Raw genomic sequence first — 21,772 nt, 5'->3', positions numbered from 1 at the left:
ACCCGGGCCGGGGCGGCCGAATCCTCCGTTTCCGCAGATCCGCCCGCCCGGGGGAGGGCGGCCCACACACCCGGGCGCTGGCCCCTCCCGGGGCGCGGAAAAGCTGGTTGGCTCGTACCCGGACCGGCGGCGGCCGGTCCGGCCCTCGCCGGGCCCGGCGTCCGGCGGGCGGTCACCGGCGACGGGGGAGGCACGGATGCGCGACAACCGGGCGGCGCGGCGGTATCACCGCGACGGGACGGCCGGGCTGCGGGGCGGCGGGCGGGCGGAGTCACTGACCAGCGGGCCCCGGCGGCCCGGGGCCCGCCCGCCGGGGTTCTTCACCGTGCACCTCGGCTTCGTGGCCGCTGACCCCGCCGTCGCGCGGGAGCTGGCGGTCGCGTACGCGGAAGCGCTCGACCTGCTCCGCCCGGAGCTGGCGCTCGGCGCGGCGGCGCTGTCCCCGGCCGACGCCTGGCACCGGGCCGAGCGGCTGTTCTGCGGGGCGGCCGGGCCCGACGGCGAGCGGTGCGCCGACGTGGCCGGCCATCCCGGCTTCCACCATGCGCCCGGGCCGGGCGGCCTCGGCTGGGGCGACGGTGACTGACCCGGGCGGCTCAGTCCAGGTCGAACTCGCCGTCCTGGGCGCCCGCCACGAACGCGTCCCACTCGGCCTGGGTGAAGACCAGGACCGGGCCGTCCGGCTCGGCCGAGTTGCGCATCCCGATCAGGTCGTCGACGAAAGCCACCTCGACCGCGCCCTCGGACGTGTCGCCCTCCGCTCGCTGCCAAACCGCCCGAGAAAGGTCGAAATCGCCCTTGGGGTGTTGACCCATCGTTTTACCTCCATCGCCACGCGTCACGGGAAGGCCCGTGCGGACCTCATCGGGCAGGATAAGCGGATGCCGAGCCTGACCCGTGCAGAGGCGACCGCGCGTGGCGCGTCGATCACCGTCGAGTCCTATCAGGTGGACCTCGACGTGACCGGCGACGTCGAGCGGTTCCGCTCCACCACCACCATCCGGTTCCGGGCCACCCCCGGCGCCGAGACGTTCGTCGACGTCAAGCCCCGCCGACTCCTACGGGTCCGCCTCAACGACCGCGACCTCGATCCGGCCCTGCTGACCGACGGGCGACTGCCGCTCACCGGGCTGGCCGGGACCAACGAGATCACCGTCGAGGCCGAGATGGCCTACTCCAACACCGGCGAGGGGCTGCACCGCTTCGTCGACCCGGCCGACGGCGAGACGTACCTCTACGCGATGTCCTTCCTGGACGACGGGCCGCGCATCTTCGCCGCCTTCGACCAGCCCGACCTGAAGGCCCCGGTGACGCTGGCGGTCACCGCGCCACCGGAGTGGACGGTGGCCGCGAACGGGCAGCTCGCCGACCGGCCGGCGCCGGGTCGGTGGGAGTTCGCCCCGACCGCGCCGCTGGCCACCTACCTCGTCTCGCTGGTCGCCGGGCCCTGGCACGTGCTGCGTGCCGAGCACGACGGCATCCCGCTCGGGTTCTACTGCCGGCGTTCGCTCGCGGCGCACCTCGACGCCGACGCGGACGAGATCCTCACCGTCACCCGGCAGTGCCTCGACCGCTTCCACCAGCTCTTCGCCGAGCGCTACCCGTTCGACAAGTACGACCAGGCGTTCGTGCCCGAGTTCAACGCCGGCGCGATGGAGAACCCGGGCCTGGTGACGCTGCGCGACGACTACGTCTTCCGCTCCGCGGTCACCGACAGCCAGCGTGAGCAGCGGGCCACCGTGATCGCCCACGAGATGGCGCACATGTGGTTCGGCGACCTGGTCACCATGCGCTGGTGGGACGACCTGTGGCTGAACGAGTCGTTCGCGGAGTACCTCGGCACCCGCGTCACCGCCGAGGCCACCCGCTTCGACCAGGCCTGGACCACCTTCGCGCTGCGCCGCAAGGCGTGGGGATACGCCGCCGACCAGCGCCCCTCCACCCACCCGGTGGCACCCGAGGAGGTCGCCGACGCCGCGGCGGGCCTGCTCAACTTCGACGGCATCTCGTACGCCAAGGGCGCCGGCGTGCTGCGCCAGCTCGTCGCCTGGCTCGGTGACGACGTGTTCCTCGCCGGTCTGAACGCACACTTCGCCACGCACCGGTTCGGCAACGCCACCCTCGCCGACCTGCTCGACAGCCTCGCCTCGGCCGCCGGCCGGGACCTCAGCGGCTGGGCCGAGCGGTGGCTGCGCCGGGCGCAGGTCAACACGCTGCGGATGGAGGCCGCGGTGGACGCCGACGGGCTGTGGGCCGAGGTGGCCGTGACGCAGACCGCGCCGACGACCCATCCGGTGCTGCGACCGCACCGCATCGGCGTGGCCCACCACACCGCCGAGGGCCCGACGCGCCGGTTCGAGGTCGACCTCGACCCGGACGCCGACGGCGGCCGGACGCCGCTGCCCGAGCTGACCGGTCGGCCCGCCACCGGCCTGCTGCTGCCCAACGCGGGCGACCTCACGTTCGCCAAGATCCGGCTCGACGCGGCCTCCGCCGCCGCGGTGCCGATGCTGCTCCCCGGGCTCGACGACCCGCTGGCCCGGGCGCTGCTCTGGGGTGAGGCGCTGGACGCCGCGACCGACGGCGAGCGGCCGGTCGCCGAGCTGGTCGCCCTGATCACCGCCGCGCTGCCGGCCGAGACCGAGGTGATCATCGCGGAGGACGTGCTCGCGCTCAGCCGCAACCTCGTCGACCGCTACCTGGAGCCGCTGGCCCGGGACGCGGCGCTGCTGCGGATCGCCGAGGCGTGCCGGGCGCTGCTGGTCGGCGCCCCCGCCGGCGGTTCGCTCCAGCTCGCCGCCGTGCGGGGCCTGATCGGCGCCACCACGGACGCCGACCTGCTCCACGGTTGGCTGGCCGGCGCGGGCGTGCCGGACGGCCTGGCGGTCGACGCCGACCTGCGCTGGGCGCTGTTGCACCGGCTGGTGGTGCTGGGTGGCGCCGGCGAGGCGGAGATCGCCGCCGAGTCGGCCGCCGACCGCAGTGCCACCGGCGCCGAGCGGGCGGCCGATTGCCGGGCGGCCCTGCCGGACGCTGACGCCAAGCGGGCGGCCTGGGAGGTCATCGTCAGCAACACCGAGCTGTCGAACCGGTTGGTGGAGGCCACCGCCGAGGGGTTCTGGCAGCCGGAGCAGGCGGAGCTGACCGCCGGCTACGTCGAGCGTTACTTCGCCGAGATGCCGGCGACCGCGCGTCTGCGTACCGCGTGGGTGGCCGACCGGGTGGCGGCCGTGGCGTTCCCGCGCTACGCCGTGACGCAGTCCACCCGGGAACTGGCCGCGGCATTGCTGGCCCGCGACGACCTGACACCGGGGCTGCGCCGGCGGGTCGTCGACCTGGACGACGACCTGCGCCGCGCGCTGGTGGCCCGGACGGCGGTGGCCGCCGTGGGCGCCTGACCGACGCATCGCGCCGGGCGGCCGACCGCCCGCCCGGCGCGAGCCGGCGACCCCGGCCGACCGACACCGGGGCGCGGCCTAGGATCGCGGGGTGGAGGAAGACATCCGGCGGATCGGCATCATGGGCGGCACGTTCGACCCGATCCACCACGGTCACCTGGTGGCGGCGAGCGAGGTGGCCGACCGGTTCGGGCTGGACGAGGTGGTCTTCGTGCCGACCGGGCAACCGTGGCAGAAGGCGGACGAACCGGTCAGCCCGGCCGAGGACCGCTACCTGATGACCGTGATCGCCACCGCCTCCAACCCCCGCTTCCAGGTGAGCCGCGTCGACATCGACCGCGGCGGGCCCACCTACACCGTCGACACGCTGCGCGACCTGCACGCCGAGTACGGCCCGAAGGCGCAGCTCTTCTTCATCACCGGCGCGGACGCGCTGGAGCGCATCCTCTCCTGGAAGGACCTGGACGACGTCCTGGAGCTGGCCCACTTCATCGGGGTGACCCGCCCCGGCTTCGAGTTGACCGACAAGCACCTTCCGGCCGACTCGGTCAGCCTGGTGCAGGTGCCCGCCATGGCCATCTCCTCGACCGACTGCCGCGCCCGGGTCGCCCGGGGCGAGCCGGTCTGGTACCTGGTACCCGACGGTGTGGTGCAGTACATCGCCAAACGTCGCCTCTACCAGCGATGATCTCGCCCGTTACCGCCCCGTTCGTGCCGATAACCGGCCAGAACTGACAGGTCGTCACGCCGCCCGGTGTGAGAGGCTTGGAGAGTCGCACGGTTGATCGAAGGAGAACGGTGACCACCATTCCGGAACGCGCCTACGAGCTGGCGATGGCCGCTGCCCAGGCCGCGGCCGACAAGAAGGCACAGGACATCGTCATCATCGACGTGGGCGACCAGCTCGCGATCACCGACGCGTTCCTGGTGGCCTCCGCTCCGAACGAGCGTCAGGTCCTCGCCATCGTCGACGCCATCGAGGAGCGCCTGCTGGAGCTGCCGGAGAAGGCCAAGCCGGTCCGCCGCGAGGGTGAGCGGGGCGGTCGCTGGGTGCTGCTCGACTACGTCGACATCGTGGTGCACGTCCAGCACACCGAGGAGCGCGAGTTCTACGCGCTCGACCGGCTCTGGAAGGACTGCCCGCAGATCCCGTTCGTGGACCGCGACCTCGCCGACTCGGCCGCCGGCACCGCCACCGCCGAATGACCCGTCTGATCATCTGGCGGCACGGCAACACCGACTGGAACGCGCAGAGCCGCGTCCAGGGCCAGACCGACGTGCCGCTCAACGACCTCGGCCGGGAGCAGGCCCGCGCCGCCGCGCCGGTGCTGGCCGCGCTGCGCCCGGACGCCATCGTCGCCAGCGACCTGCGCCGCGCCGCCGACACCGCCGCCGCGCTGGCCGCGTCGACCGGGCTGCCGGTCCGTTCCGACCCGCGACTGCGCGAGCGGCACTTCGGCGAGTGGCAGGGCCTGGCCCTGACCGAGGCCGCCGAGCGGTTCCCCGACGAGTTCGCCCGCTGGCGGGCCGGCGACCCCGACCCCGGCGCCGGCATCGAGAGCCTCGACGACCTGGGCGGGCGGCTCGGCGCCGCGTTCCGCGACGCGGCCGACCTGGCCACCGGCGGCACCGTGGTGGTCACCACCCACGGCGGCGGGGCCCGGCAGGGCATCGGTCACCTGCTCGGCTGGGACCATGCGGTGCTGCGCAGCGTCGGCTCGCTGGGCAACTGCCACTGGACCGAGCTGCGCCACGACGACGTCCGCGGCTGGCACCTGCGCGCGCACAATGTCGGGCTGATCACCCAGCCGGCGCTGACCGACGCGGTCTGAGCCGGTCGGCCCCGGCGCGGCACCGCGACATCGGCTAGCGTGCCGGTCATGCCCGTAGCGGTCGTCACCGACTCCACCGCCTACCTGCCCCCCGAGCTGGTCCGCGCGCACCGGCTCACCGTCGTCCCGCTGACCGTCGTGCTCAACGGCGCCGAAGGGCTGGAGGGCATCGAGACCTTCCCGGCGGACGCCACCCGGGCGCTGGGTGCCCGGCGCGTCTCGGTGAGCACCTCCCGGCCCGCGCCGGAACAGTTCGCGCAGGTCTACCGCGCGTTGCTCGCCGACGGCGCGGACGGTGTGGTCTCCGTGCACCTCTCCGCCGAGCTGTCCGGCACCGTCGACGCCGCCCGGCTCGCCGCCGCCGAGGTCGGCGACGACCGGGTCGCGGTGGTGGACAGCCGCTCCACCGGCATGGGACTCGGCTTCCCGACGCTCGCCGCCGCCTCGGCCGCCGCCGGGGGCGACGACCTGACCGGGGTACGCGCGGCGGCGCTGGACGCGATCGACCGGACCACCATCTTCTTCTACGTCGACACGTTGGAGTTCATGCGTCGGGGCGGCCGGATCAACGCGGCGGAGGCGCTGCTCGGCACCGCGCTCTCGGTCAAGCCGATCATGCACATGCCGGACGGCGCGATCGTGGTGCGGGACAAGGTCCGCACCGCCAGCCGGGGCGTGGCGCGCCTGGTCGACCTGGCCGTCGAGGCGGCCGGCGACCACGACGTCGACCTCGGCGTGCACCACCTCGCCGCCCCGCAGCGTGCCGAGGCGTTGCTGGCGGCGCTGACCGAGCGGTTGGGGGACCGGCTGCACGACACGTACGTCACCGAGGCCGGTGCGGTGGTCGCCGCGCACGCCGGTCCCGGGCTGGCCTGCGTGGTCGTCCACCGCCGCCCGTGACGGTCCCGGTGGCGGGCGGTCACCGGGCACGCCGCGGTCGCCCGCACGCTAGCTTGGCCGGATGAACGCGCGATCGTACGTCGTCACCGGAGGCGGACGGGGGGTCGGTCGGGCCGTCGTCGAACGGTTGGCCGCCGACGGTGCGGTGGTGGTCGTGGTCGAACGGGACGGCAGCGCGCTCGACTGGCTGACCGGGCATCCGGCCGCCGACCGGCTGCACGCCGTCACCGGGGACGCCGCCGACGAGGCGGTCACCGGCCGGGCCGCCGACCGCGCCGAGGCGTCCGCGCCGCTGGCCGGCTGGGTGAACAACGCCGCGGTCTTCCGCGACGGCGACCTGCACCGGGTGCCCGCGACCGAGGTGTTCGACCTGATCGCGGCCAATCTGCGCCCCGCCGTGGTGGGTGCCGGCACGGCCGTACGCCGGTTCCTGGCCGCCGGGAGCGGCGGCGCGATCGTCAACGTCTCCTCCCACCAGGCCCGCCGGGCGGTGCCGGGCGCCCTGCCGTACGCCACCGCGAAGGCCGCCGTGGAGGGGCTGACCCGGGCGCTCGCGGTCGACTACGGCCGGCACGGCATCCGCACCAACGCGGTCGCGCTCGGCTCGATCCACACCGAACGGCATACCGCCTACCTGGCCGGGCTGGACCGGGCCGGGGTGGAGCACGTCGAGTCGGAGCTGGCCCGGCTGCACCCGGTGGGCCGGATGGGGCGTACCGGGGAGGTGGCCGACGTGGTCGCGTTCCTGCTGTCGGAGGCGGCCTCGTTCGTCAACGGTGTGACGCTGCCGGTCGACGGTGGTCGGGCCGCGCTCGGGCTGGACCCGGAGGCACGCTGACCGGCGCGCTCCTCCGGATCGTGCTGGCCGTGAGTGACGGGCGCGCCGGAGACACCCGTGCCATTCCACTCAAGCCCCACCCGGCCCGTGACTGGAACGCCATGGCTGTCTCCGGCCCGTTTTGGCAACCATGACGTTCCACCCACCGCGGACCATCCACCCGCCCAGTCATCGCCAGCACATCGCTCGCATGATCGGGTGGTTGTCCACAACCACCCGGTGTCCACAGGCGAGGGTACGCGGGACAGCTCTCGGCCCGGCGTCGCCGCTAGCGTCCCGGCCGTGTCAGACGACGAGGAGACGACGGTACAGCGGAGGCTCACCCGGCTGTTCACGCCGGCGGCGGGCAGCGCTGTCGTCCCGGCTCCCGCCGGCAGTGCACCGCAGGCCGTCCGGGCGGCGGTGCCCGAGCCGCCACCGGCTTACCCGTTCGCCGAGCCGGACCGCCGCCCCGGACCGCGACGTGGACACCTGGCGCCCCTGTCGGGGACACCGACGACGGACGATGCTGACGGGTCCCACGAGGACAGCCCGGACCCGGAGGCCGGGCCCGGGCTGACGTCCCGGCTGCCCGGGCCGGGCGCGTTCGACCCGGGGCGGCGGGGCGTCCGCGTCCTGGCCGTGGTGGCCGCGATCGTCGTCCTGGTGGCCGCCGTCTGGGCGTGGCGATCCCGTCCGAGCGCCGAACCGGTCCGGCCGGCCGCGCCGGTCGGCGAGACGCCGGCCGGCGCGGCGACGCGGGCGGCGGTCGGCGCGGCGACCGAAGCGGCCGACCTGGCTGGTCCGTCCGGCCAGGTGGTCGTCACGGTCGCCGGCAAGGTCCGCCGCCCCGGGCTGGTCCGGCTCCCGGCCGGCGCCCGGCTGGCCGACGCCCTGACGGCGGCCGGGGGAGCACTGCCCGGAATCGACGTGGCGCTGCTCAACCCCGCCCGCAAGGTCACCGACGGTGAGTTGATCCTGGTCGGCGTCACTGCCCCACCCGGACAGCCCGCACCCGGTCCGGCGGCCGGCGGCGGTGCGCCCGGTGGACCGGCGGCCGGGCCGGTCAACCTGAACACCGCCACGCTGGCCCAGCTCGACGCGCTGCCCGGCGTCGGCCCGGTGCTCGCCCAGCGGATCCTCGACCACCGGGACCGGCACGGCGGGTTCCGGTCCGTGGCCGACCTGCGTCAGGTCGACGGCATCGGGGACGCCCGCTACGAGCAGCTCAAGGAACTGGTGACGGTGTGAGCGCCGACGGTGGGGAGGCCGGTCCGGACCTGCGACTGGCCGGCTTCGCGGTGGCGGCCTGGCTCGCCGCGCTGGCCGGGCTACACCTCTCCCTCCCGTGGACCGCCGGGCTGGCCGCCGTCGCCGCCGCGCTCGCGCTCGTCGCGGGCCTGCACCTCGGTGGCGTGCTGGGTCACCCCGTCGGCCCGGCGCGCCGGTACGGCTGGATCGCCGTCACCGTCCTGCTCGGCGCGCTCTGCGGGGCGGCGGCCACCGGGGCGCGGGTCGCGGTCCGCGACGCCGCCCCGGTCCGCGCGCTCGTCGCCGAACGCGCGCTTGTCACCGCCGACCTGGTGGTCCGGGACGACCCCCGCCCGGTGCGCGGCGCGCCCGGCCGCGCGGCCACCCTGCTGGTCCGGGTCGATCTGGTACGCCTCACCGGCACCGACGGCGGTCAGGTCACCGGCCCGGTGCGCGGTCTGGTGCTCGCCACCGACCCCGGCTGGCGAGGGCTGCTGCCGGGGCAGCGGGTCACCACCCGGGGACGGCTCGCCGCGCCGCGCGGCGGCGACCTGACCGCGGCGGTGCTCTCGGCCACCGGGCCGCCCACCCCGCACGGCGCCGCGTCGTGGCCGCAGCGGGCGGCCGGCGCGTTGCGGTCCGGGTTGCAGCGGGCCTGCGAACCGTTGCCGGACGCCCCGGGTGGGCTGCTGCCCGGCCTGGTGGTGGGCGACACCAGCCGGCTGCTGCCCGAGGTGGAGGAGGACTTCCGGGCCACCGGGATGACGCACCTCAACGCGGTGTCGGGGTCCAACGTGGCCATCGTCGTGGGAGCGGTGCTGCTGCTGGCCCGCTGGGCGCGCGCCGGTCCGCGTACCGCCGTGGCGCTCTGCGGCCTGGCGCTTGTCGGCTTCGTCATCCTGGTGCGACCCTCGCCGAGCGTGGTGCGGGCCGCGGCGATGGGTGCGATCGGGCTCGCCGCGCTGGCCGCCGGGCGGCCCCGGGCCGCGCTGCCCGCCCTGGCCGCGGCGGTCGCCGGGCTGGTGCTGCTGGACCCGGATCTGGCCGGTGACCCGGGCTTCGCGCTGTCGGTCTGTGCCACCGGTGGGCTGCTGCTGCTCGCGCCGGGCTGGCGGGACGCGCTGCGTCGCCGGGGCGTACCGCCGGGGTTGGCGGAGGCGTTGGCGGTGCCGGCCGCCGCGCAGCTCGCCTGCGGCCCGGTGATCGCCGCGCTGTCCGCGACCGTCAGCCTGGTGGCGGTGCCGGCGAACCTGCTGGTGGTGCCCGCCGTCGCGCCGGCCACGGTGCTGGGTGTGCTCGCCGCGGTGCTGTCACCGGTGTGGCCGGCCGGCGCGGAGTTCCTCGCCTGGCTGGCGAGCTGGCCGGCGCGTTGGCTGGTGGCGGTGGCGACCCACGGGGCCGGGCTGCCGGCCGGGAACCTGCCCTGGCCGGGCGGGGTGACCGGCGGCCTGCTGCTGACCGCCGTGAGCGTGGCGCTGCTGTTCGCCGCCCGGCGGCGTCGGGCCCGACGGCTGGTCGTGGTCGTGGCGCTCGCCGTGGCGCTGGGCGCGCTGCCGATCCGGTTGCTCGCCTCCGGGTGGCCGCCGCGCGACTGGGTGGTGGTGGCGTGCGCGGTGGGCCAGGGCGACGCCGTGGTGCTGCCGGTCACCCCCGGCCGGGTCGTGGTGGTCGACGCCGGCCCGGAGCCGTCCGGCGTGGACGCCTGTCTGCGCCGCCTCCGCGTACGCGAGGTGTCGCTGCTGGTGGTCAGCCACTTCCACGCCGACCACGTGGGCGGGGTGGCCGGGGTGTTCCGGGGCCGCCGGGTCGGCGCGGTGGTGGGCCCGCCCTGGTCCGAGCCGCCCTACGGGGTGGCCCAGGTGCGCGAGGCGGCCCGTCGGGGTGGTGCGTCGCTCGCCCCGGCGTCGGCGGGTTGGCGCTGGCGGGCCGGTGCGGTGGAGCTGGTCGCGGTCGGGCCGCCGTACCCGCTGCGCGGCAGCCGCTCCGACCCGAACAACAATTCCCTGGTGCTGACCGCCACGGTGGCCGGGGTGCGGATCCTGCTGGCCGGGGACGCCGAGACCGAGGAGCAGCGGGCATTGCTGGAGACGGTGCCGGCCGGCGCGTTCCGGGCGGAGGTGCTGAAGGTGGCGCATCACGGGTCCGCCTACCAGGATCCGGACTTCCTCGCCGCGGTGCGCCCAGCGGTCGCGCTGGTCTGCGTCGGTGTCGACAACGACTACGGGCATCCCAACCCCGGTCTGCTGGGGCGGTTGAGCAGGGGTGGCGCCCGGGTGATGCGTACCGACACCGACGGGGACGTGGCCGTCGTCCGGGCCGGAGCCGGCCTGGCGGTGGTGGCACGCGGCACCGGGCCCGGACGGTCGCGCTGAAGCTCTGCCCGCCACACTGCCGCGGCCGCTGGCAGACCCATCCGCCGGAGTGGCCTGCTGACGACCAGGCGGCCAACGGCGGTCAGGCGGGGCAAAAGCCCTGGTCAGAGGATACTGCCGTGGGTCAAACCAGATGAATGTCGATAGATTTGTCTTATCTGGAATTTAGCCGGTCATCTATGGATTTGATCCCCCGGAGTGAGCCAACCTGGGGCCACCGTACGGGCGACCATGTCTCGACAAGCGAAGGGAATTCCAGCCATGAAGAACAAGAAGTTGATCCTCGCCGGCGCGGGGGCGGCACTGGCCGGCGGCCTCCTGCTGGCCGTACCCCTGACTGCCGCCGCCGCCGACCCCGGCTCGACCACGGCAGCCAAGTCGCAGGCGGCGATGGCTCCGATGTCCCAGCGGACCGGCACCTCCGTGTCGGTGTCGCCGGGGGCCAACGGGGTCGCCACCGTCACCTGCCCGTCCGGCACGATTGTGACCGGCGGTGGCGGCCAGACATCCGCCTTCGACATCTTCATCACCGACTCCTTCGCCTCCGGCAACGGCTGGGCGGTGCGCGGCAGCAACCGGGGCGCGACGGTCCAGACCATCAGGGCCGTCGCCATCTGCATCGGCTAGTCGTGGCGACCATGGGCCTCGTCGACGGCGTGACGGCCTGAGACCAGGCGAGACCTCCGGCGAGGCGTGCGGTGTCGACGCCCACGGCCGGACCGGAGGTCTCCTGGTCGCTGACGGTCCGGGATGCTTCCCGGTCGGTGCGCGCGCTGGTCGACCGGACGAGCGCGGTGCTGCTGGACGCGGCAGAGCCGAGCGGAACCTACTCCCCCGCAGGGGGTGCCGCCCCGGTGAAGGCCGCCCGGGTCGGCGCCGGTCTGGCGGTGGTGGCGCGCGGTAGCGGGCCCGGACGGTCGTGGTGAACGTGCTGGGGTTCTGTTGCTATAGGTGCGGGATCAAGGGAAATGTCTGGATTTGCGTTGAGTGCGGGCTGGGCCGTCACAGTCCGCGATGAGCAGGCACGATCCGCCCCGAGGGCGTGCGAGTATGTGCGACGTGACCCCCGCCAGCCTGCCTCCCATTCTGCTCGTCCTCGGCGACGAGGAGCTGCTCGCCACGCGCGCGGTCTCCGACGCGGTCGCCCGGGCCCGCGCGGTGGACCCCGACGTGGACGTGCGGGAATACCAGGCCGGCTCGCTGGCGGTCGGTGAGATCGACGAGATGCTGAGCCCGTCCCTGTTCGGCGGTCGCCGCGTGCTGGTGCTCCGATCCGGCCAGGACACCCGCAAGGACCTGTCCGCCGCGCTGCTGGCGTACGCGAAGAATCCCGACCCGGACGTGCAGCTCGTGGTGCTGCACCTGGGCGGCGCCAAGGGCAAGGCGTTCGCCGACGGCCTGCGGTCGGCGGGCGCCACCGTGGTGCCGGCGGGCAAGCTCAAGGGGCACCGTGAGCGGGTCGCCTTCGTCCGGGACGAGATCCGCCGCCATGGCGGGAAGTGTGCCGAGGACGCGGCCGAGGCGCTGATCGCGGCCGTCGGCAACGACCTGCGTGAGCTGGCCGCCGCCTGCTCACAGCTCGTTGCCGACACCGACGGTCGGATCGACGCCGAGACGGTCGCCCGCTACTACCGGGGCCGGGTCGAGGTGACCGGCTTCACCGTGGCCGACGCGACGATGGTCGGTGACGTTCCCGGCGCCCTGGAGGCGCTGCGCTGGGCGCTGCACGTCGGGGTCGATCCGGTGCCCATCGCTGACGCGCTCGCCGACGGCGTACGGACCGTGGCCCGGGTCGCCTCGGCCGGGCGGGGCAGCGCCTACCAGCTCGCCAGCAGCCTGGGCATGCCGGCGTGGAAGATCGAGCGGGCCCAACGCCAGGGTCGGGGCTGGACGCCGGAGGGCCTGGTCACGGCGATGCGGGCCGCCGCCGAGTGCAACGCGGCGGTCAAGGGCGGTGCCGACGACCGGGCGTACGCGTTGGAGCGGGCTGTCTTCTCGGTGGCCGCGGCCCGGCAGGGGGGCGCCCGGTGACCCGAGCGTGGTCGACCGTGCCGACGGACGAGGACCGTTACCGGCCCCTCTACGCCCGGGTGCTCGGCCTGCGCTTCGTCAACCCGGGCGGAGTGCTCTGCTTCCTCTTCTTCGAGGGCGCGGTGGCGCTGGCCGTGCTGCTCTCGCTCGCCGAGTTGGTGAGCTGGTGGGCGGTGCTGGTGCTGCCGACCGCCGTGGCGGTCATGGTCAAGCTCAACGACGTGGTGGCCGAGATCGTGATCCGCACCGCGGCCCAGGTGCCCGACCAGGAGCGGGACCGCTTCCGCCGGCAGATGGAGCCGGTCGTCGGGCGGGCCCGGGTGCCGGCCACGGTCCGGGCGGTGTCCGGTGGCCTGAGCCTGACCGGCGACAGTGCCACCCGCTCGGCGGCTCCCTACCACCGGGCGGGGCGTTCGGCGCCGCCGCTCGACCGGCCCGAGGAGCGGGGGCGGCAGACCGCCTCCGAGATCACCTGGCCCGATTCCTTCCGCTGACCGCCGCCCGCTCCGCCCAGCCGCGCCAGTCAGTAAGCAGCGCCACTCAGTCAGGCCGCGGCCCATGCAGCCCAGCCAGCCGGACCGCGTGCCTGACCTCGCCCCCGGCGGGAAACGCGGACAGCCGGAAGCCCCGAGGCGGTGGCCCCGGGGCTTCCGGTCAGGTCTACGGTCTCGTCAGGCCGAGAACGAGGCGACGCGCTTGGCGATCGCCGACTTCCGGTTCGCCGCCTGGTTGGCGTGAATGACACCCTTGCTGGCGGCCTTGTCCAGCTTCCGGGTGGCCTCCTGCATGAGCACGGCGGCCTTCTCGGTGTCGCCCGCCTCGGCAGCCTCGTGGAACTTGCGGATGGCGGTCTTCAGCGACGACTTGACCGACTTGTTACGCAGCCGGCGCTTCTCGTTCTGCCGGTTGCGCTTGATCTGGGACTTGATGTTCGCCACGCGACAGCCTCGTCTTGATAGCTCGGGTTGGTCAGCTTGCGTGCGCGACGAGCATGCGTCATCGCCGCGCGAATGGTCAGGCTACCAGGTCGTTCCCGGACGAGCCAAAACGCCTCCCGAACGCACCGGTCAGCAGGGGTGAGAAGGGGCCCCTTCTCTACCGGAAACGTTAAGCGGGGGCCCCTCCTTGCCCCCGGGCCCAGCCGCGGCGGGCGGTGAGCCAGGTGAGGGCCTGGGTGCCGCTCCACTGCTGGTGGGAGCGCAGGTGTGGGGAGGCGCTCGACGGGCCGGCGGCGGCGCCGGTGAGGAAGTAGCCGGCGAGTGCGGCGAGGCTCACGTCCAGCGCGTCCGCGGGCGCACCGGCGGTCGCCGGGTGGCGGGCGAAGGCGGCGTCCGCGTCGAGGCCGCTGGCGTACCCGGTGAGCAGCAGGCCGGCCAGGTCGAACCAGGCGGGCCCGTGACAGAGCCAGGTCCAGTCGCAGAGCCAGGCGCGGCCGTCGGCGTCCAGCAGGAGGTTGTCCACCCGCAGGTCACCGTGGGCCAGCCCGGGGGCGGCGTCGGCATAGCCGGGGAGGCGGGACTCCAGCGCGACCAGCTCCGCCAGCGGGACGCCCGCCGCCGCCGCGGGCAGCGGTTCGCGACCGGCGGTCACCTCGCCCCACCACAGGATGTCGTCCCGGGCCAGGTCGGCCAGGCGCGGCAGCCCGAGCGCGACGAGGTCCCCGGGCGGTTCGGCGAGCGCGGCGGCCACCTCGGCGTACGTGGCGAGGGCCGCCGCCAGCTCGGCCGGGTCCCAGGGCAGCCGGGGAGTGTGCCCGTCGATCGCGTCGAGCGCGAGCGCGTACCAGCCGGACTCGGTCAACGCCCAGCGCGGCCGGGGCACCGGCAGGCCGGCGGGGAGCCGGGCCAGGATCGCGGCCTCGTGGGCGTACCAGTCGACCAGGTGCCGCTGCCCGGCCAGCGCCGCCGCCTTGACGAACACCCGGTCGCCGGCCAGGCCGGTCAGCACGGCGGCGAAGCCGCGCGTGAAGCCGCCGCCGGCCACCCGGACCTCGGCCGGTGGACCGCCGAGCCGGGCCGTCAGCGCGTCGCGCAGCCCGTCCGGCAGGTCGGCCCAGCCGGGTCGTTCGGCCGTCTCCCCGTACGGAACGGGCGGTAGCGAGATCGCACGCACCGCACCATGCTGCCGCACCGCCACCACCGCCGGTGCGGGCGGCGCGTCGGTGGGCTCTGCCAGACTGCCGACCATGAGGACCGAGGACTTCTGGCAGTTGATCGACCAGGCCCGGGCCGGGGCCGGGGGAGAGGCCGACGCGGTCGCCGTGCGGGCGGTCGCGCTGCTCGCCGAGCGTGATCCGGAGGAGATCGTCGGGTACGCCCACCACCAGCGGCGGGTGCTCGCCGCCTCCTACCGGGTCGACCTGTGGGGCGCGGCGTATCTGATCAACGGGGGCGCCTCGGACGACGGCTTCGAATATTTCCGCGGCTGGCTGATGACGCAGGGTCGGGCCGTCTTCGCGCGGGCGGTGACCGAGCCGGATTCGCTGGCCGAGCTGCCCCGGGTCCGCTCCGCCGCGCTCAGCGGCGAGGAGTTCGAGTGCGAGCGGATGCTGTCGGTGCCCTGGGAGGCGTACCGGCAGGCCACCGCGTCCGAGTTGCCGGCCGACCGGGACCCGGTGAAGGTGCCGGACCTGAACGACTTCTGGGACTTCGACGACGAGGAGGAGGCCCGCCGCCGGCTGCCCCGGCTCGCCGCGCTCTTCGTCGAACCGCCGGCGGAGTGACGCCCCGCCCGGCGGCGGGTGGCCGGGCAGTGCCGGGGGAGCCCGGGCGCGCGCCGGACGACGTGGGAGCATAGAGGGGGCCGGCGGCGCGCCGGCCCGCTCACGTCAGCCGACCAGAACGGACCGCTGTGCCACCGAAGCTCGATCCCGGCGCGAACGCTCCTGGTGCCACCGACCCGGCGCGCATCCGGAACTTCTGCATCATCGCCCACATCGACCACGGGAAGTCGACCCTGGCCGACCGGATGCTGCAGCTGACCGGCGTGGTCGACCCCCGGCAGATGCGCGCGCAGTACCTGGACCGGATGGACATCGAGCGCGAGCGTGGCATCACCATCAAGAGCCAGGCCGTCCGGATGCCGTGGACGATCCGGGAGGGGGACCGGGCCGGCGAGACCGCCGTGCTCAACATGATCGACACCCCCGGCCACGTCGACTTCACCTACGAGGTGTCCCGCTCGCTGGCCGCCTGCGAGGGCGCGGTCCTGCTTGTCGACGCCGCGCAGGGCATCGAGGCGCAGACTCTCGCGAACCTCTACCTGGCGCTCGAGAACGACCTGCGCATCATCCCGGTGCTCAACAAGATCGACCTGCCGGCCGCCCAGCCGGAGAAGTACGCCGAGGAGTTGGCGCACCTGATCGGCGGTGACCCGGCGGACTGCATCCGGGTCTCCGGCAAGACCGGTGAGGGCGTGCCGTACCTGCTCGACGAGATCGTCCGGCAGTTCGTGCCGCCGGTCGGGGAGGCCGACGACCCGGCCCGCGCGATGATCTTCGACTCGGTGTACGACGTCTACCGCGGCGTGGTCACGTACGTCCGGGTGATCGACGGCCGCATCTCGGCCCGGGACCGGATCAAGATGATGTCCACCGGCGCGGTGCACGAGCTGCTGGAGATCGGCGTCATCTCGCCGGAGATGGTGAAGGCCGACGCGCTCGGCGTCGGCGAGGTGGGGTATCTGATCACCGGCGTGAAGGACGTCCGCCAGTCGCGGGTCGGTGACACGGTCACCATCAACGGCAACCCGGCCAAGGAGGCGCTCGGCGGCTACAAGGACCCGAAGCCGATGGTCTACTCGGGCCTCTACCCGATCGACGGCTCGGACTACCCGAACCTGCGTGAGGCGCTGGACAAGCTCAAGCTCAACGACGCGGCGCTGGTCTACGAGCCGGAGACGTCCGGCGCGCTGGGGTTCGGCTTCCGCTGCGGCTTCCTCGGCCTGCTGCACCTGGAGATCATCCGGGAGCGGCTGGAGCGGGAGTTCAACCTCGACCTGATCTCCACCGCGCCGAACGTGGTCTACCGGGCCATCACGGAGGACGCCCAGGAGATCGTGGTGACCAACCCGAGCGAGTACCCGACCGGCAAGATCGCCGAGGTGTACGAGCCGACCGTGCGGGCCACCGTGCTGACGCCGAACGACTACGTCGGCGCGGTGATGGAGCTGTGCCAGGGCCGCCGGGGCAACCTGCTCGGCATGGACTACCTCTCCGCCGACCGGGTGGAGCTGCGCTACACGCTGCCGCTGGCCGAGATCATCTACGACTTCTTCGACCAGCTCAAGAGCCGCACCAAGGGGTACGCCTCGCTCGACTACGAGACCTCCGGCGAGCAGGCGTCCGACCTGGTGAAGGTGGACATCCTGCTGCACGGTGAGCCGGTGGACGCGTTCAGCGCAATCGTGCACAAGGACAAGGCGTACAACTACGGCACCACGATCGCGGCGAAGCTGCGCTCGTTGATCCCCCGTCAGCAGTTCGAGGTGCCGATCCAGGCGGCCATCGGCAGCCGGGTGATCGCCCGGGAGACGATCCGCGCGATCCGCAAGGACGTGCTCGCCAAGTGCTACGGCGGTGACATCAGCCGGAAGCGCAAGCTGCTGGAGAAGCAGAAGGAGGGCAAGAAGCGGATGAAGATGGTGGGCCGGGTGGAGGTTCCCCAGGAGGCCTTCATCGCGGCGCTCTCGTCCGACTCCGGCGACGGCAAGCCCGCCGGCAAGAAGTAGCCCCGGCGACCCACGAAACCGGCCGGCACCCTCCGTCGAGGGTGCCGGCCGGTTCGCGTACTCAGGAAATTTTCAGCTTCCGGAACCGCTCCCACCTGCGGTTTTGGCTCGGCGGTCGGGCGACTTCCGGCGTGTCGCGGATTCGGCCGGTTTCGGTTTTCGACCGGTCGGGAACTTACCGGTCACGACAACAACCGCACAGAACGTGCGAAACCGCTTATAGGAGGACCGACCGTGGAGTTCACCGTCTGGGGCATCATCACCGCGCTGATCGTCGGCCTGATCGTCGGCGCGCTGGGCCGCCTGGTCGTGCCGGGCCGGCAGAACATGCCGATGTGGCTGCACATGCTGATCGGCGTCGGCGCCGCGCTGCTGGGCACGATCGTCGCCCGGGCCTCCGGCTTCGCCGAGACCGCCGGCATCGACTGGCGCGAGCTGCTGCTGCAGGTGCTCTTCGCCGCCATCGCCGTGGCCCTGGTGGCCGGGGTCGGTCGTCGGCGGGGCGTCACCCACCACTGACCGCGTACCAACGCGCCGCGACGGGCGCCCGGCCGACCGGCCGGGCGCCCGTCGCCGTTTGGCATTGAAGTTGTCGGTTCGCTGACGGTATGGACGACGGCAGCCCCGGCCGGACTTTGGGCGGGAAACCCAAGCTCAGGGTAGGGATGAACAATTCGTCACCGGAGTCGGTTTGGATTTTTCGCCGGTCGGGAACTTACCGGTCACGACAGAAACCACACGACATCGTGTGACTCGATCTGAAGGAGGAGGGCGACCATGGAGCTCACCGTTTGGGGCATCATCACGGCGCTGGTCGTTGGTCTGATCGTCGGCGCGCTGGGCCGCCTGGTCGTGCCGGGCCGGCAGAACATGCCGATGTGGCTGCACATGCTGATCGGCGTCGGCGCCGCGCTGCTGGGCACGATCGTCGCCCGGGCCTCCGGCTTCGCCGAGACCGCCGGCATCGACTGGCGCGAGCTGCTGCTGCAGGTGCTCTTCGCCGCCATCGGCGTCGCCCTGGTGGCCGGTGTCGGCCGTCGGCGTGGCGTCTCGCGCTACTGACCCCCACCACGACGCTCGACGGGCGCCCGGCCACCGGCCGGGCGCCCGTCCGCGTACTCCCGCTCTGACCTGCCCGGACGGCACCCCTGCCGGCCGGGCGTTCGGCTGCGATACGGTCGCCTCGGTCGCCCGCCGGGCCCACCCCCTGTTGTAAAGGAAATTTTCCTACTAAGGTGCGGCGGAGAAGGTTAGTGCCAAACGGCCCTGAGGGAGATATGGCGTGAACAGGTGGAAGCGGCTGGCTCCGGTCACCGCCATCGTGGCGTCGGCCGCGCTGGTGCTGACCGGTTGCGGTGGCTCCGGCGACGATGACAAGGCCGCCGACAACAGCAAGCTGACGGTCTGGATGATGGGCGAGGGCGGCGACGCCCAGACCACGTTCCTCGACACGGTCGAGGCGGAGTTCAAGAAGAAGCACCCCGAGACCGACGTCGTGGTGCAGTACATTCCCTGGCTCGAGGCGCCGAAGAAGTTCCAGGCCGCGCTCGCCGGCGGCGAGGGCCCGGACGTCACCGAGCTGGGCAACACCGAGACCCAGGGGTGGGCCGCGCAGGAGGCCCTGGCCGACGTGACGGACAAGTTCAACGGCTGGTCCGAGGGCAAGGACATCCTGCCCGACCTGGTGAAGAACGCCCAGCTCGACGGCAAGCAGTACGGCGTGCCGTGGTACGCCGGCGTGCGCGCCGTCTACTACCGCACCGACTGGTTCGCCGAGGCGGGTGTGAAGCCGCCGACGAACTGGGACGAGATGGTCGCCGCCGCCAAGGCCGTCCAGGCCAAGAAGCCCGGCACCTACGGCATCGCCCTGCCCGGCAACTCCGAGCTGCCGTTCTACTCCTTCCTCTGGGGTGCCGGCGGCGAGATCGCCACCAAGGACGGCGACAGCTGGAAGTCCGGCTACAACACGCCCGAGGCGCAGAAGGCGGTCAAGTTCTGGACCGACCTGGTGACCGTGCACAAGGTCGCCCCGCCGGCCGCCGCCGGCTGGAACGAGGTCGACGCCCGGACCCAGTTCGCCACCGGCAAGGCCGCCATGGCGTTCGCCGGTAGCTGGCAGGGCGGCGCGATGAAGAAGGACAACCCCGACATCGAGAAGGTCTGGGGCACGTTCCCGATCCCCGGCCCGGACGGCAAGGCCGCCCCGGCGTTCGCCGGCGGTTCCGACATCGCGGTCTGGAAGGACAGCGAGCGGCAGGCGCTGGCCTGGGACTACATGACCGTGCTGCTGAGCAAGCAGAAGGACCAGGAGTTCGCCAGCAGCCTCGGCTTCTTCCCGGTCTACCAGGACCTGGTCAGCGGCGGGAACTACGCCAACGACAAGGTGATGGCCGCGTTCGCGACCGCCATCCAGAACACCAAGCTGACCCCGCTCACCCCGAAGTGGGTCGAGGTCAGCCGCACCAAGACGGTGACCCAGGCGATGAACAGCTCGGTCATCAAGGGTCAGAAGACGGTCGAGAAGGCAACCGCCGACGCGGCCACCGAGATGGAAAGCATTCTCAACGCCAAGTGACAACGCTGACCAAGGCCACCGGCGAGGCCGCCGCGCGGGAGAACCCCGCGCGGCGGCGCCGCCGAAAGGTGGACCGCCTCCCGTACCTGTTGCTCCTGCCCTGCCTGGCGATCATCGCCGTGCTGCTGCTCTGGCCGCTCGGCCAGGTCGTGATGATGTCCTTCTACAAGCTGGACAGCGTCCGGCAGCTCCGGGGGGACCGCGAGTGGCCCTGGGTCGGCCTGGCCAACTACGCGCAGATCCTCGGCGACCCGTTCTTCCGGACCGTGCTGCGCAACACGGTGCTCTTCGCGGTCGCCAACGTGGCGCTCACCATGGTGCTCGGCACGCTGGTCGGGCTGCTGCTCAACCGGCTCGGCAAGAAGATGGCCACGTTCGTGGCGAGCTGCGTGATGCTCGCCTGGGCCACCCCGGCGCTGACCGGCACCATCGTCTGGAAGTGGATCTTCGACGACACGAGCGGCCTGGTCACCTGGCTGTTCAACAAGCTGCCCGACGGCCTCTCCACGACGCTGTTCGGGCGTAGCGACTGGACCGGCTACGGCTGGTTCAACGACCCGCTGCTGTTCTTCGGCATCCTGACGCTGGTGGTGGTCTGGCACTCGTTCCCGTTCATCGCGGTGAGCGTGCTGGCCGGGCTCAAGAGCGTGCCCACCGAGTTGCAGGAGGCGGCCCGCGTCGACGGCGCCGGGCCGTGGCGCGTCTTCTGGTCGGTCACGTTCCCGATGCTCCGGCCGGTCTTCGGCATCCTGGTGGTGCTCTCCACGATCTGGGACTTCAAGGTCTTCACCCAGCAGTTCGTGCTCGCCGGCGGCACCCAGGACCGGTCGACGTTCATGCTGTCGATCTACTCGTACGCGGAGGCGTTCTCGCCGCCGCCCAAGTACGGCCTCGGCTCGGCGATCGCCGTCATCCTCACCGTGATCCTGCTCGCGGTGACCGCCCTGTACGTCCGCATGGTGCTCAAGCAGGAGGACGAGTCGTGAAGAAGATCGCGCTCAACGGCGCCGGCCTGCTGGTCGCGCTCTTCGCCGCGTTCCCCGTCTACTGGATGATCGCGACGTCGCTGAAGCCCAACCGGGAGATCTTCTCGGCCACGCCGCGCCCGGTGCCGGCGGAGCCCACCCTGGAGCACTACCGGGAGATCCTCACCGGCAACCTGATCCCCGGCGTGACGTTCCTCGACTTCTTCGTCAACAGCGTGCTGGTCGCGGTGGCCACCGTGCTGCTGAGCGGGCTGGTCGCGCTGCTCGCCGCGACCGCGGTGGCCCGGTTCCGGTTCAAACTGCGCACCAGCTTCCTGATCCTGCTCCTGGTGGTACAGATGATCCCGCTGGAGGCGCTGGTCATCCCGCTGTTCCTGATGATCCAGCGGCTCGGCCTCTACAACACGCTGCCCAGCCTGATCCTCACCTACCTCGGCTTCTCGCTGCCGTTCGCGGTCTGGATGCTGCGCGGCTTCGTCGCGGCGGTGCCGAAGGAGTTGGAGGAGGCCGCCGCGATCGACGGGGCCAGCCGGGCGCAGACGTTCCGCAAGGTGCTGTTCCCGCTGGTCGCGCCCGGTCTGGTGGCGACCAGCATCTTCTCCTTCATCACCGCCTGGAACGAGCTGATCTTCGCGTTGACGTTCATCAACGACCAGCAGCGGTACACGCTGCCGGTGGCGATGACGTTCTTCTTCGGCCGGGACGACACCGCGTGGGGCTCGGTGATGGCCGCGTCCACGCTGTTCACGCTGCCGGTGATCATCTTCTTCCTGCTGGTCCAGCGCCGGATGGTCTCCGGGCTGGTCGCCGGCGCGGTGAAGGGCTGATCCCCGGTCGACCTCGATGACAGGCCGTCGGCGGGACGCCGGCGGCCCGTCGCCG

General features: G+C 73.0%; 23 protein-coding genes. 20 read left to right on the top strand and 3 right to left on the bottom strand.

Annotated elements, in window-relative coordinates:
* Positions 1 to 196 precede the first annotated feature (196 nt).
* The gene (locus tag TPA0908_RS11380; protein ID WP_281937249.1) at positions 197 to 586 is read left to right on the top strand and encodes a hypothetical protein; all 390 of its coding nucleotides are present in this window, start codon (positions 197 to 199) and stop codon (positions 584 to 586) included.
* A gap of 10 nt (positions 587 to 596) precedes the next feature.
* Here the strand turns inward: TPA0908_RS11380 and TPA0908_RS11375 are convergent, their stop codons facing one another.
* The gene (locus TPA0908_RS11375) at positions 597 to 815 is read right to left on the bottom strand and encodes a DUF397 domain-containing protein (RefSeq protein ID WP_013287999.1); all 219 of its coding nucleotides are present in this window, start codon (positions 813 to 815) and stop codon (positions 597 to 599) included.
* Positions 816 to 881: 66 nt separating this feature from the next.
* Between TPA0908_RS11375 and pepN the strand changes: the two genes are divergently transcribed.
* The 12 genes from pepN to TPA0908_RS11315 all read left to right on the top strand — a co-directional run bounded on the left by pepN (position 882) and on the right by TPA0908_RS11315 (position 13,095).
* Entirely contained in the window at positions 882 to 3,398 is a 2,517-nt protein-coding gene (pepN, locus tag TPA0908_RS11370; RefSeq protein ID WP_281937246.1) for an aminopeptidase N, read from the top strand.
* Positions 3,399 to 3,489: 91 nt separating this feature from the next.
* Positions 3,490 to 4,086, top strand: a complete 597-nt coding sequence (nadD, locus tag TPA0908_RS11365) for a nicotinate-nucleotide adenylyltransferase (RefSeq protein WP_281937244.1) — start codon at positions 3,490 to 3,492, stop codon at positions 4,084 to 4,086.
* Between the two features lie 146 nt (positions 4,087 to 4,232).
* Positions 4,233 to 4,604 (top strand): ribosome silencing factor, encoded by a 372-nt coding sequence (gene rsfS, locus TPA0908_RS11360; protein ID WP_107155880.1) that lies wholly within the window; start codon positions 4,233 to 4,235, stop codon positions 4,602 to 4,604.
* A complete protein-coding gene (locus tag TPA0908_RS11355) occupies positions 4,601 to 5,230 on the top strand; it encodes a histidine phosphatase family protein (protein WP_281937242.1) in 630 nt (209 codons plus the stop codon). The genes rsfS and TPA0908_RS11355 overlap by 4 nt, the downstream gene beginning before the upstream one ends.
* 48 nt (positions 5,231 to 5,278) lie before the next feature.
* Positions 5,279 to 6,130 carry a DegV family protein gene (locus TPA0908_RS11350; RefSeq protein ID WP_281937240.1) on the top strand — a complete coding sequence of 284 codons (852 nt, stop codon included), beginning with the start codon at positions 5,279 to 5,281 and terminating at the stop codon, positions 6,128 to 6,130.
* A gap of 61 nt (positions 6,131 to 6,191) precedes the next feature.
* Positions 6,192 to 6,968 carry an SDR family NAD(P)-dependent oxidoreductase gene (locus TPA0908_RS11345; RefSeq protein ID WP_281937238.1) on the top strand — a complete coding sequence of 259 codons (777 nt, stop codon included), beginning with the start codon at positions 6,192 to 6,194 and terminating at the stop codon, positions 6,966 to 6,968.
* 282 nt (positions 6,969 to 7,250) lie between these two features.
* Positions 7,251 to 8,198, top strand: a complete 948-nt coding sequence (locus TPA0908_RS11340; protein ID WP_281937236.1) for a ComEA family DNA-binding protein — start codon at positions 7,251 to 7,253, stop codon at positions 8,196 to 8,198.
* Positions 8,195 to 10,570, top strand: coding sequence for a ComEC/Rec2 family competence protein (locus tag TPA0908_RS11335; protein ID WP_281937234.1), 2,376 nt, complete (start codon positions 8,195 to 8,197; stop codon positions 10,568 to 10,570). The genes TPA0908_RS11340 and TPA0908_RS11335 overlap by 4 nt, the downstream gene beginning before the upstream one ends.
* Before the next feature lie 261 nt (positions 10,571 to 10,831).
* Entirely contained in the window at positions 10,832 to 11,197 is a 366-nt protein-coding gene (locus TPA0908_RS11330) for a hypothetical protein (RefSeq protein WP_281937232.1), read from the top strand.
* A gap of 71 nt (positions 11,198 to 11,268) precedes the next feature.
* The gene (locus tag TPA0908_RS11325; protein WP_281937230.1) at positions 11,269 to 11,496 is read left to right on the top strand and encodes a hypothetical protein; all 228 of its coding nucleotides are present in this window, start codon (positions 11,269 to 11,271) and stop codon (positions 11,494 to 11,496) included.
* 124 nt (positions 11,497 to 11,620) lie between these two features.
* Complete coding sequence (gene holA, locus TPA0908_RS11320) at positions 11,621 to 12,601, top strand: DNA polymerase III subunit delta (RefSeq protein WP_281937229.1); 981 nt, start codon at positions 11,621 to 11,623, stop codon at positions 12,599 to 12,601.
* Complete coding sequence (locus tag TPA0908_RS11315; protein ID WP_281937228.1) at positions 12,598 to 13,095, top strand: hypothetical protein; 498 nt, start codon at positions 12,598 to 12,600, stop codon at positions 13,093 to 13,095. The genes holA and TPA0908_RS11315 overlap by 4 nt, the downstream gene beginning before the upstream one ends.
* A 177-nt stretch (positions 13,096 to 13,272) precedes the next feature.
* Here TPA0908_RS11315 and rpsT read toward each other — a convergent pair whose 3' ends face one another.
* Positions 13,273 to 13,539 (bottom strand): 30S ribosomal protein S20, encoded by a 267-nt coding sequence (rpsT, locus tag TPA0908_RS11310; RefSeq protein WP_089158054.1) that lies wholly within the window; start codon positions 13,537 to 13,539, stop codon positions 13,273 to 13,275.
* Positions 13,540 to 13,708: 169 nt separating this feature from the next.
* Positions 13,709 to 14,788, bottom strand: a complete 1,080-nt coding sequence (locus TPA0908_RS11305) for a phosphotransferase family protein (RefSeq protein WP_281937227.1) — start codon at positions 14,786 to 14,788, stop codon at positions 13,709 to 13,711.
* Here TPA0908_RS11305 and TPA0908_RS11300 point away from each other — a divergent pair.
* From TPA0908_RS11300 to TPA0908_RS11270, 7 genes are all read left to right on the top strand, one after another.
* Positions 14,787 to 15,323: a DUF4240 domain-containing protein gene (locus TPA0908_RS11300; protein WP_281937225.1), complete on the top strand. Its 537-nt coding sequence runs from the start codon at positions 14,787 to 14,789 to the stop codon at positions 15,321 to 15,323. The genes TPA0908_RS11305 and TPA0908_RS11300 overlap by 2 nt on opposite strands.
* Positions 15,324 to 15,451: 128 nt before the next feature.
* Complete coding sequence (lepA, locus tag TPA0908_RS11295) at positions 15,452 to 17,329, top strand: translation elongation factor 4 (RefSeq protein ID WP_281937223.1); 1,878 nt, start codon at positions 15,452 to 15,454, stop codon at positions 17,327 to 17,329.
* 234 nt (positions 17,330 to 17,563) lie between these two features.
* Positions 17,564 to 17,848 (top strand): GlsB/YeaQ/YmgE family stress response membrane protein, encoded by a 285-nt coding sequence (locus TPA0908_RS11290; protein WP_091572003.1) that lies wholly within the window; start codon positions 17,564 to 17,566, stop codon positions 17,846 to 17,848.
* A 258-nt stretch (positions 17,849 to 18,106) separates the two neighbouring features.
* Complete coding sequence (locus TPA0908_RS11285) at positions 18,107 to 18,391, top strand: GlsB/YeaQ/YmgE family stress response membrane protein (RefSeq protein ID WP_107155698.1); 285 nt, start codon at positions 18,107 to 18,109, stop codon at positions 18,389 to 18,391.
* Between the two features lie 220 nt (positions 18,392 to 18,611).
* On the top strand, positions 18,612 to 19,904 hold the full coding sequence (locus tag TPA0908_RS11280; protein WP_281937221.1) for a sugar ABC transporter substrate-binding protein: 1,293 nt from the start codon (positions 18,612 to 18,614) through the stop codon (positions 19,902 to 19,904).
* Entirely contained in the window at positions 19,901 to 20,890 is a 990-nt protein-coding gene (locus TPA0908_RS11275) for a carbohydrate ABC transporter permease (protein WP_281937219.1), read from the top strand. Before TPA0908_RS11280 ends, TPA0908_RS11275 begins: the two co-directional genes overlap by 4 nt.
* Positions 20,887 to 21,717, top strand: coding sequence for a carbohydrate ABC transporter permease (locus tag TPA0908_RS11270; RefSeq protein ID WP_281937217.1), 831 nt, complete (start codon positions 20,887 to 20,889; stop codon positions 21,715 to 21,717). Before TPA0908_RS11275 ends, TPA0908_RS11270 begins: the two co-directional genes overlap by 4 nt.
* The last annotated feature ends 55 nt before the right edge of the window (positions 21,718 to 21,772 follow it).

The sequence above is a fragment of the Micromonospora sp. AKA38 genome, from assembly GCF_027925725.1.
Classification (GTDB): Bacteria; Actinomycetota; Actinomycetes; order Mycobacteriales; family Micromonosporaceae; genus Micromonospora.
The sequence above is the reverse complement of the archived record's forward strand: the minus strand, read 5'-3'. Positions and strand labels throughout refer to the sequence as shown.

Coding starts and splice junctions, on each gene's coding strand:
- TPA0908_RS11345 (WP_281937238.1), top strand. CDS start 6,192: ATGAACGCGCGATCGTACGTCGTCACCGGAGGCGGACGGGGGGTCGGT.
- holA (WP_281937229.1), top strand. CDS start 11,621: ATGTGCGACGTGACCCCCGCCAGCCTGCCTCCCATTCTGCTCGTCCTC.
- rsfS (WP_107155880.1), top strand. CDS start 4,233: ATGGCCGCTGCCCAGGCCGCGGCCGACAAGAAGGCACAGGACATCGTC.
- TPA0908_RS11285 (WP_107155698.1), top strand. CDS start 18,107: ATGGAGCTCACCGTTTGGGGCATCATCACGGCGCTGGTCGTTGGTCTG.
- TPA0908_RS11350 (WP_281937240.1), top strand. CDS start 5,279: ATGCCCGTAGCGGTCGTCACCGACTCCACCGCCTACCTGCCCCCCGAG.
- pepN (WP_281937246.1), top strand. CDS start 882: ATGCCGAGCCTGACCCGTGCAGAGGCGACCGCGCGTGGCGCGTCGATC.
- TPA0908_RS11375 (WP_013287999.1), bottom strand. CDS start 815: ATGGGTCAACACCCCAAGGGCGATTTCGACCTTTCTCGGGCGGTTTGG.
- TPA0908_RS11380 (WP_281937249.1), top strand. CDS start 197: ATGCGCGACAACCGGGCGGCGCGGCGGTATCACCGCGACGGGACGGCC.
- TPA0908_RS11330 (WP_281937232.1), top strand. CDS start 10,832: ATGAAGAACAAGAAGTTGATCCTCGCCGGCGCGGGGGCGGCACTGGCC.
- TPA0908_RS11300 (WP_281937225.1), top strand. CDS start 14,787: ATGAGGACCGAGGACTTCTGGCAGTTGATCGACCAGGCCCGGGCCGGG.
- TPA0908_RS11305 (WP_281937227.1), bottom strand. CDS start 14,788: ATGGTCGGCAGTCTGGCAGAGCCCACCGACGCGCCGCCCGCACCGGCG.
- TPA0908_RS11355 (WP_281937242.1), top strand. CDS start 4,601: ATGACCCGTCTGATCATCTGGCGGCACGGCAACACCGACTGGAACGCG.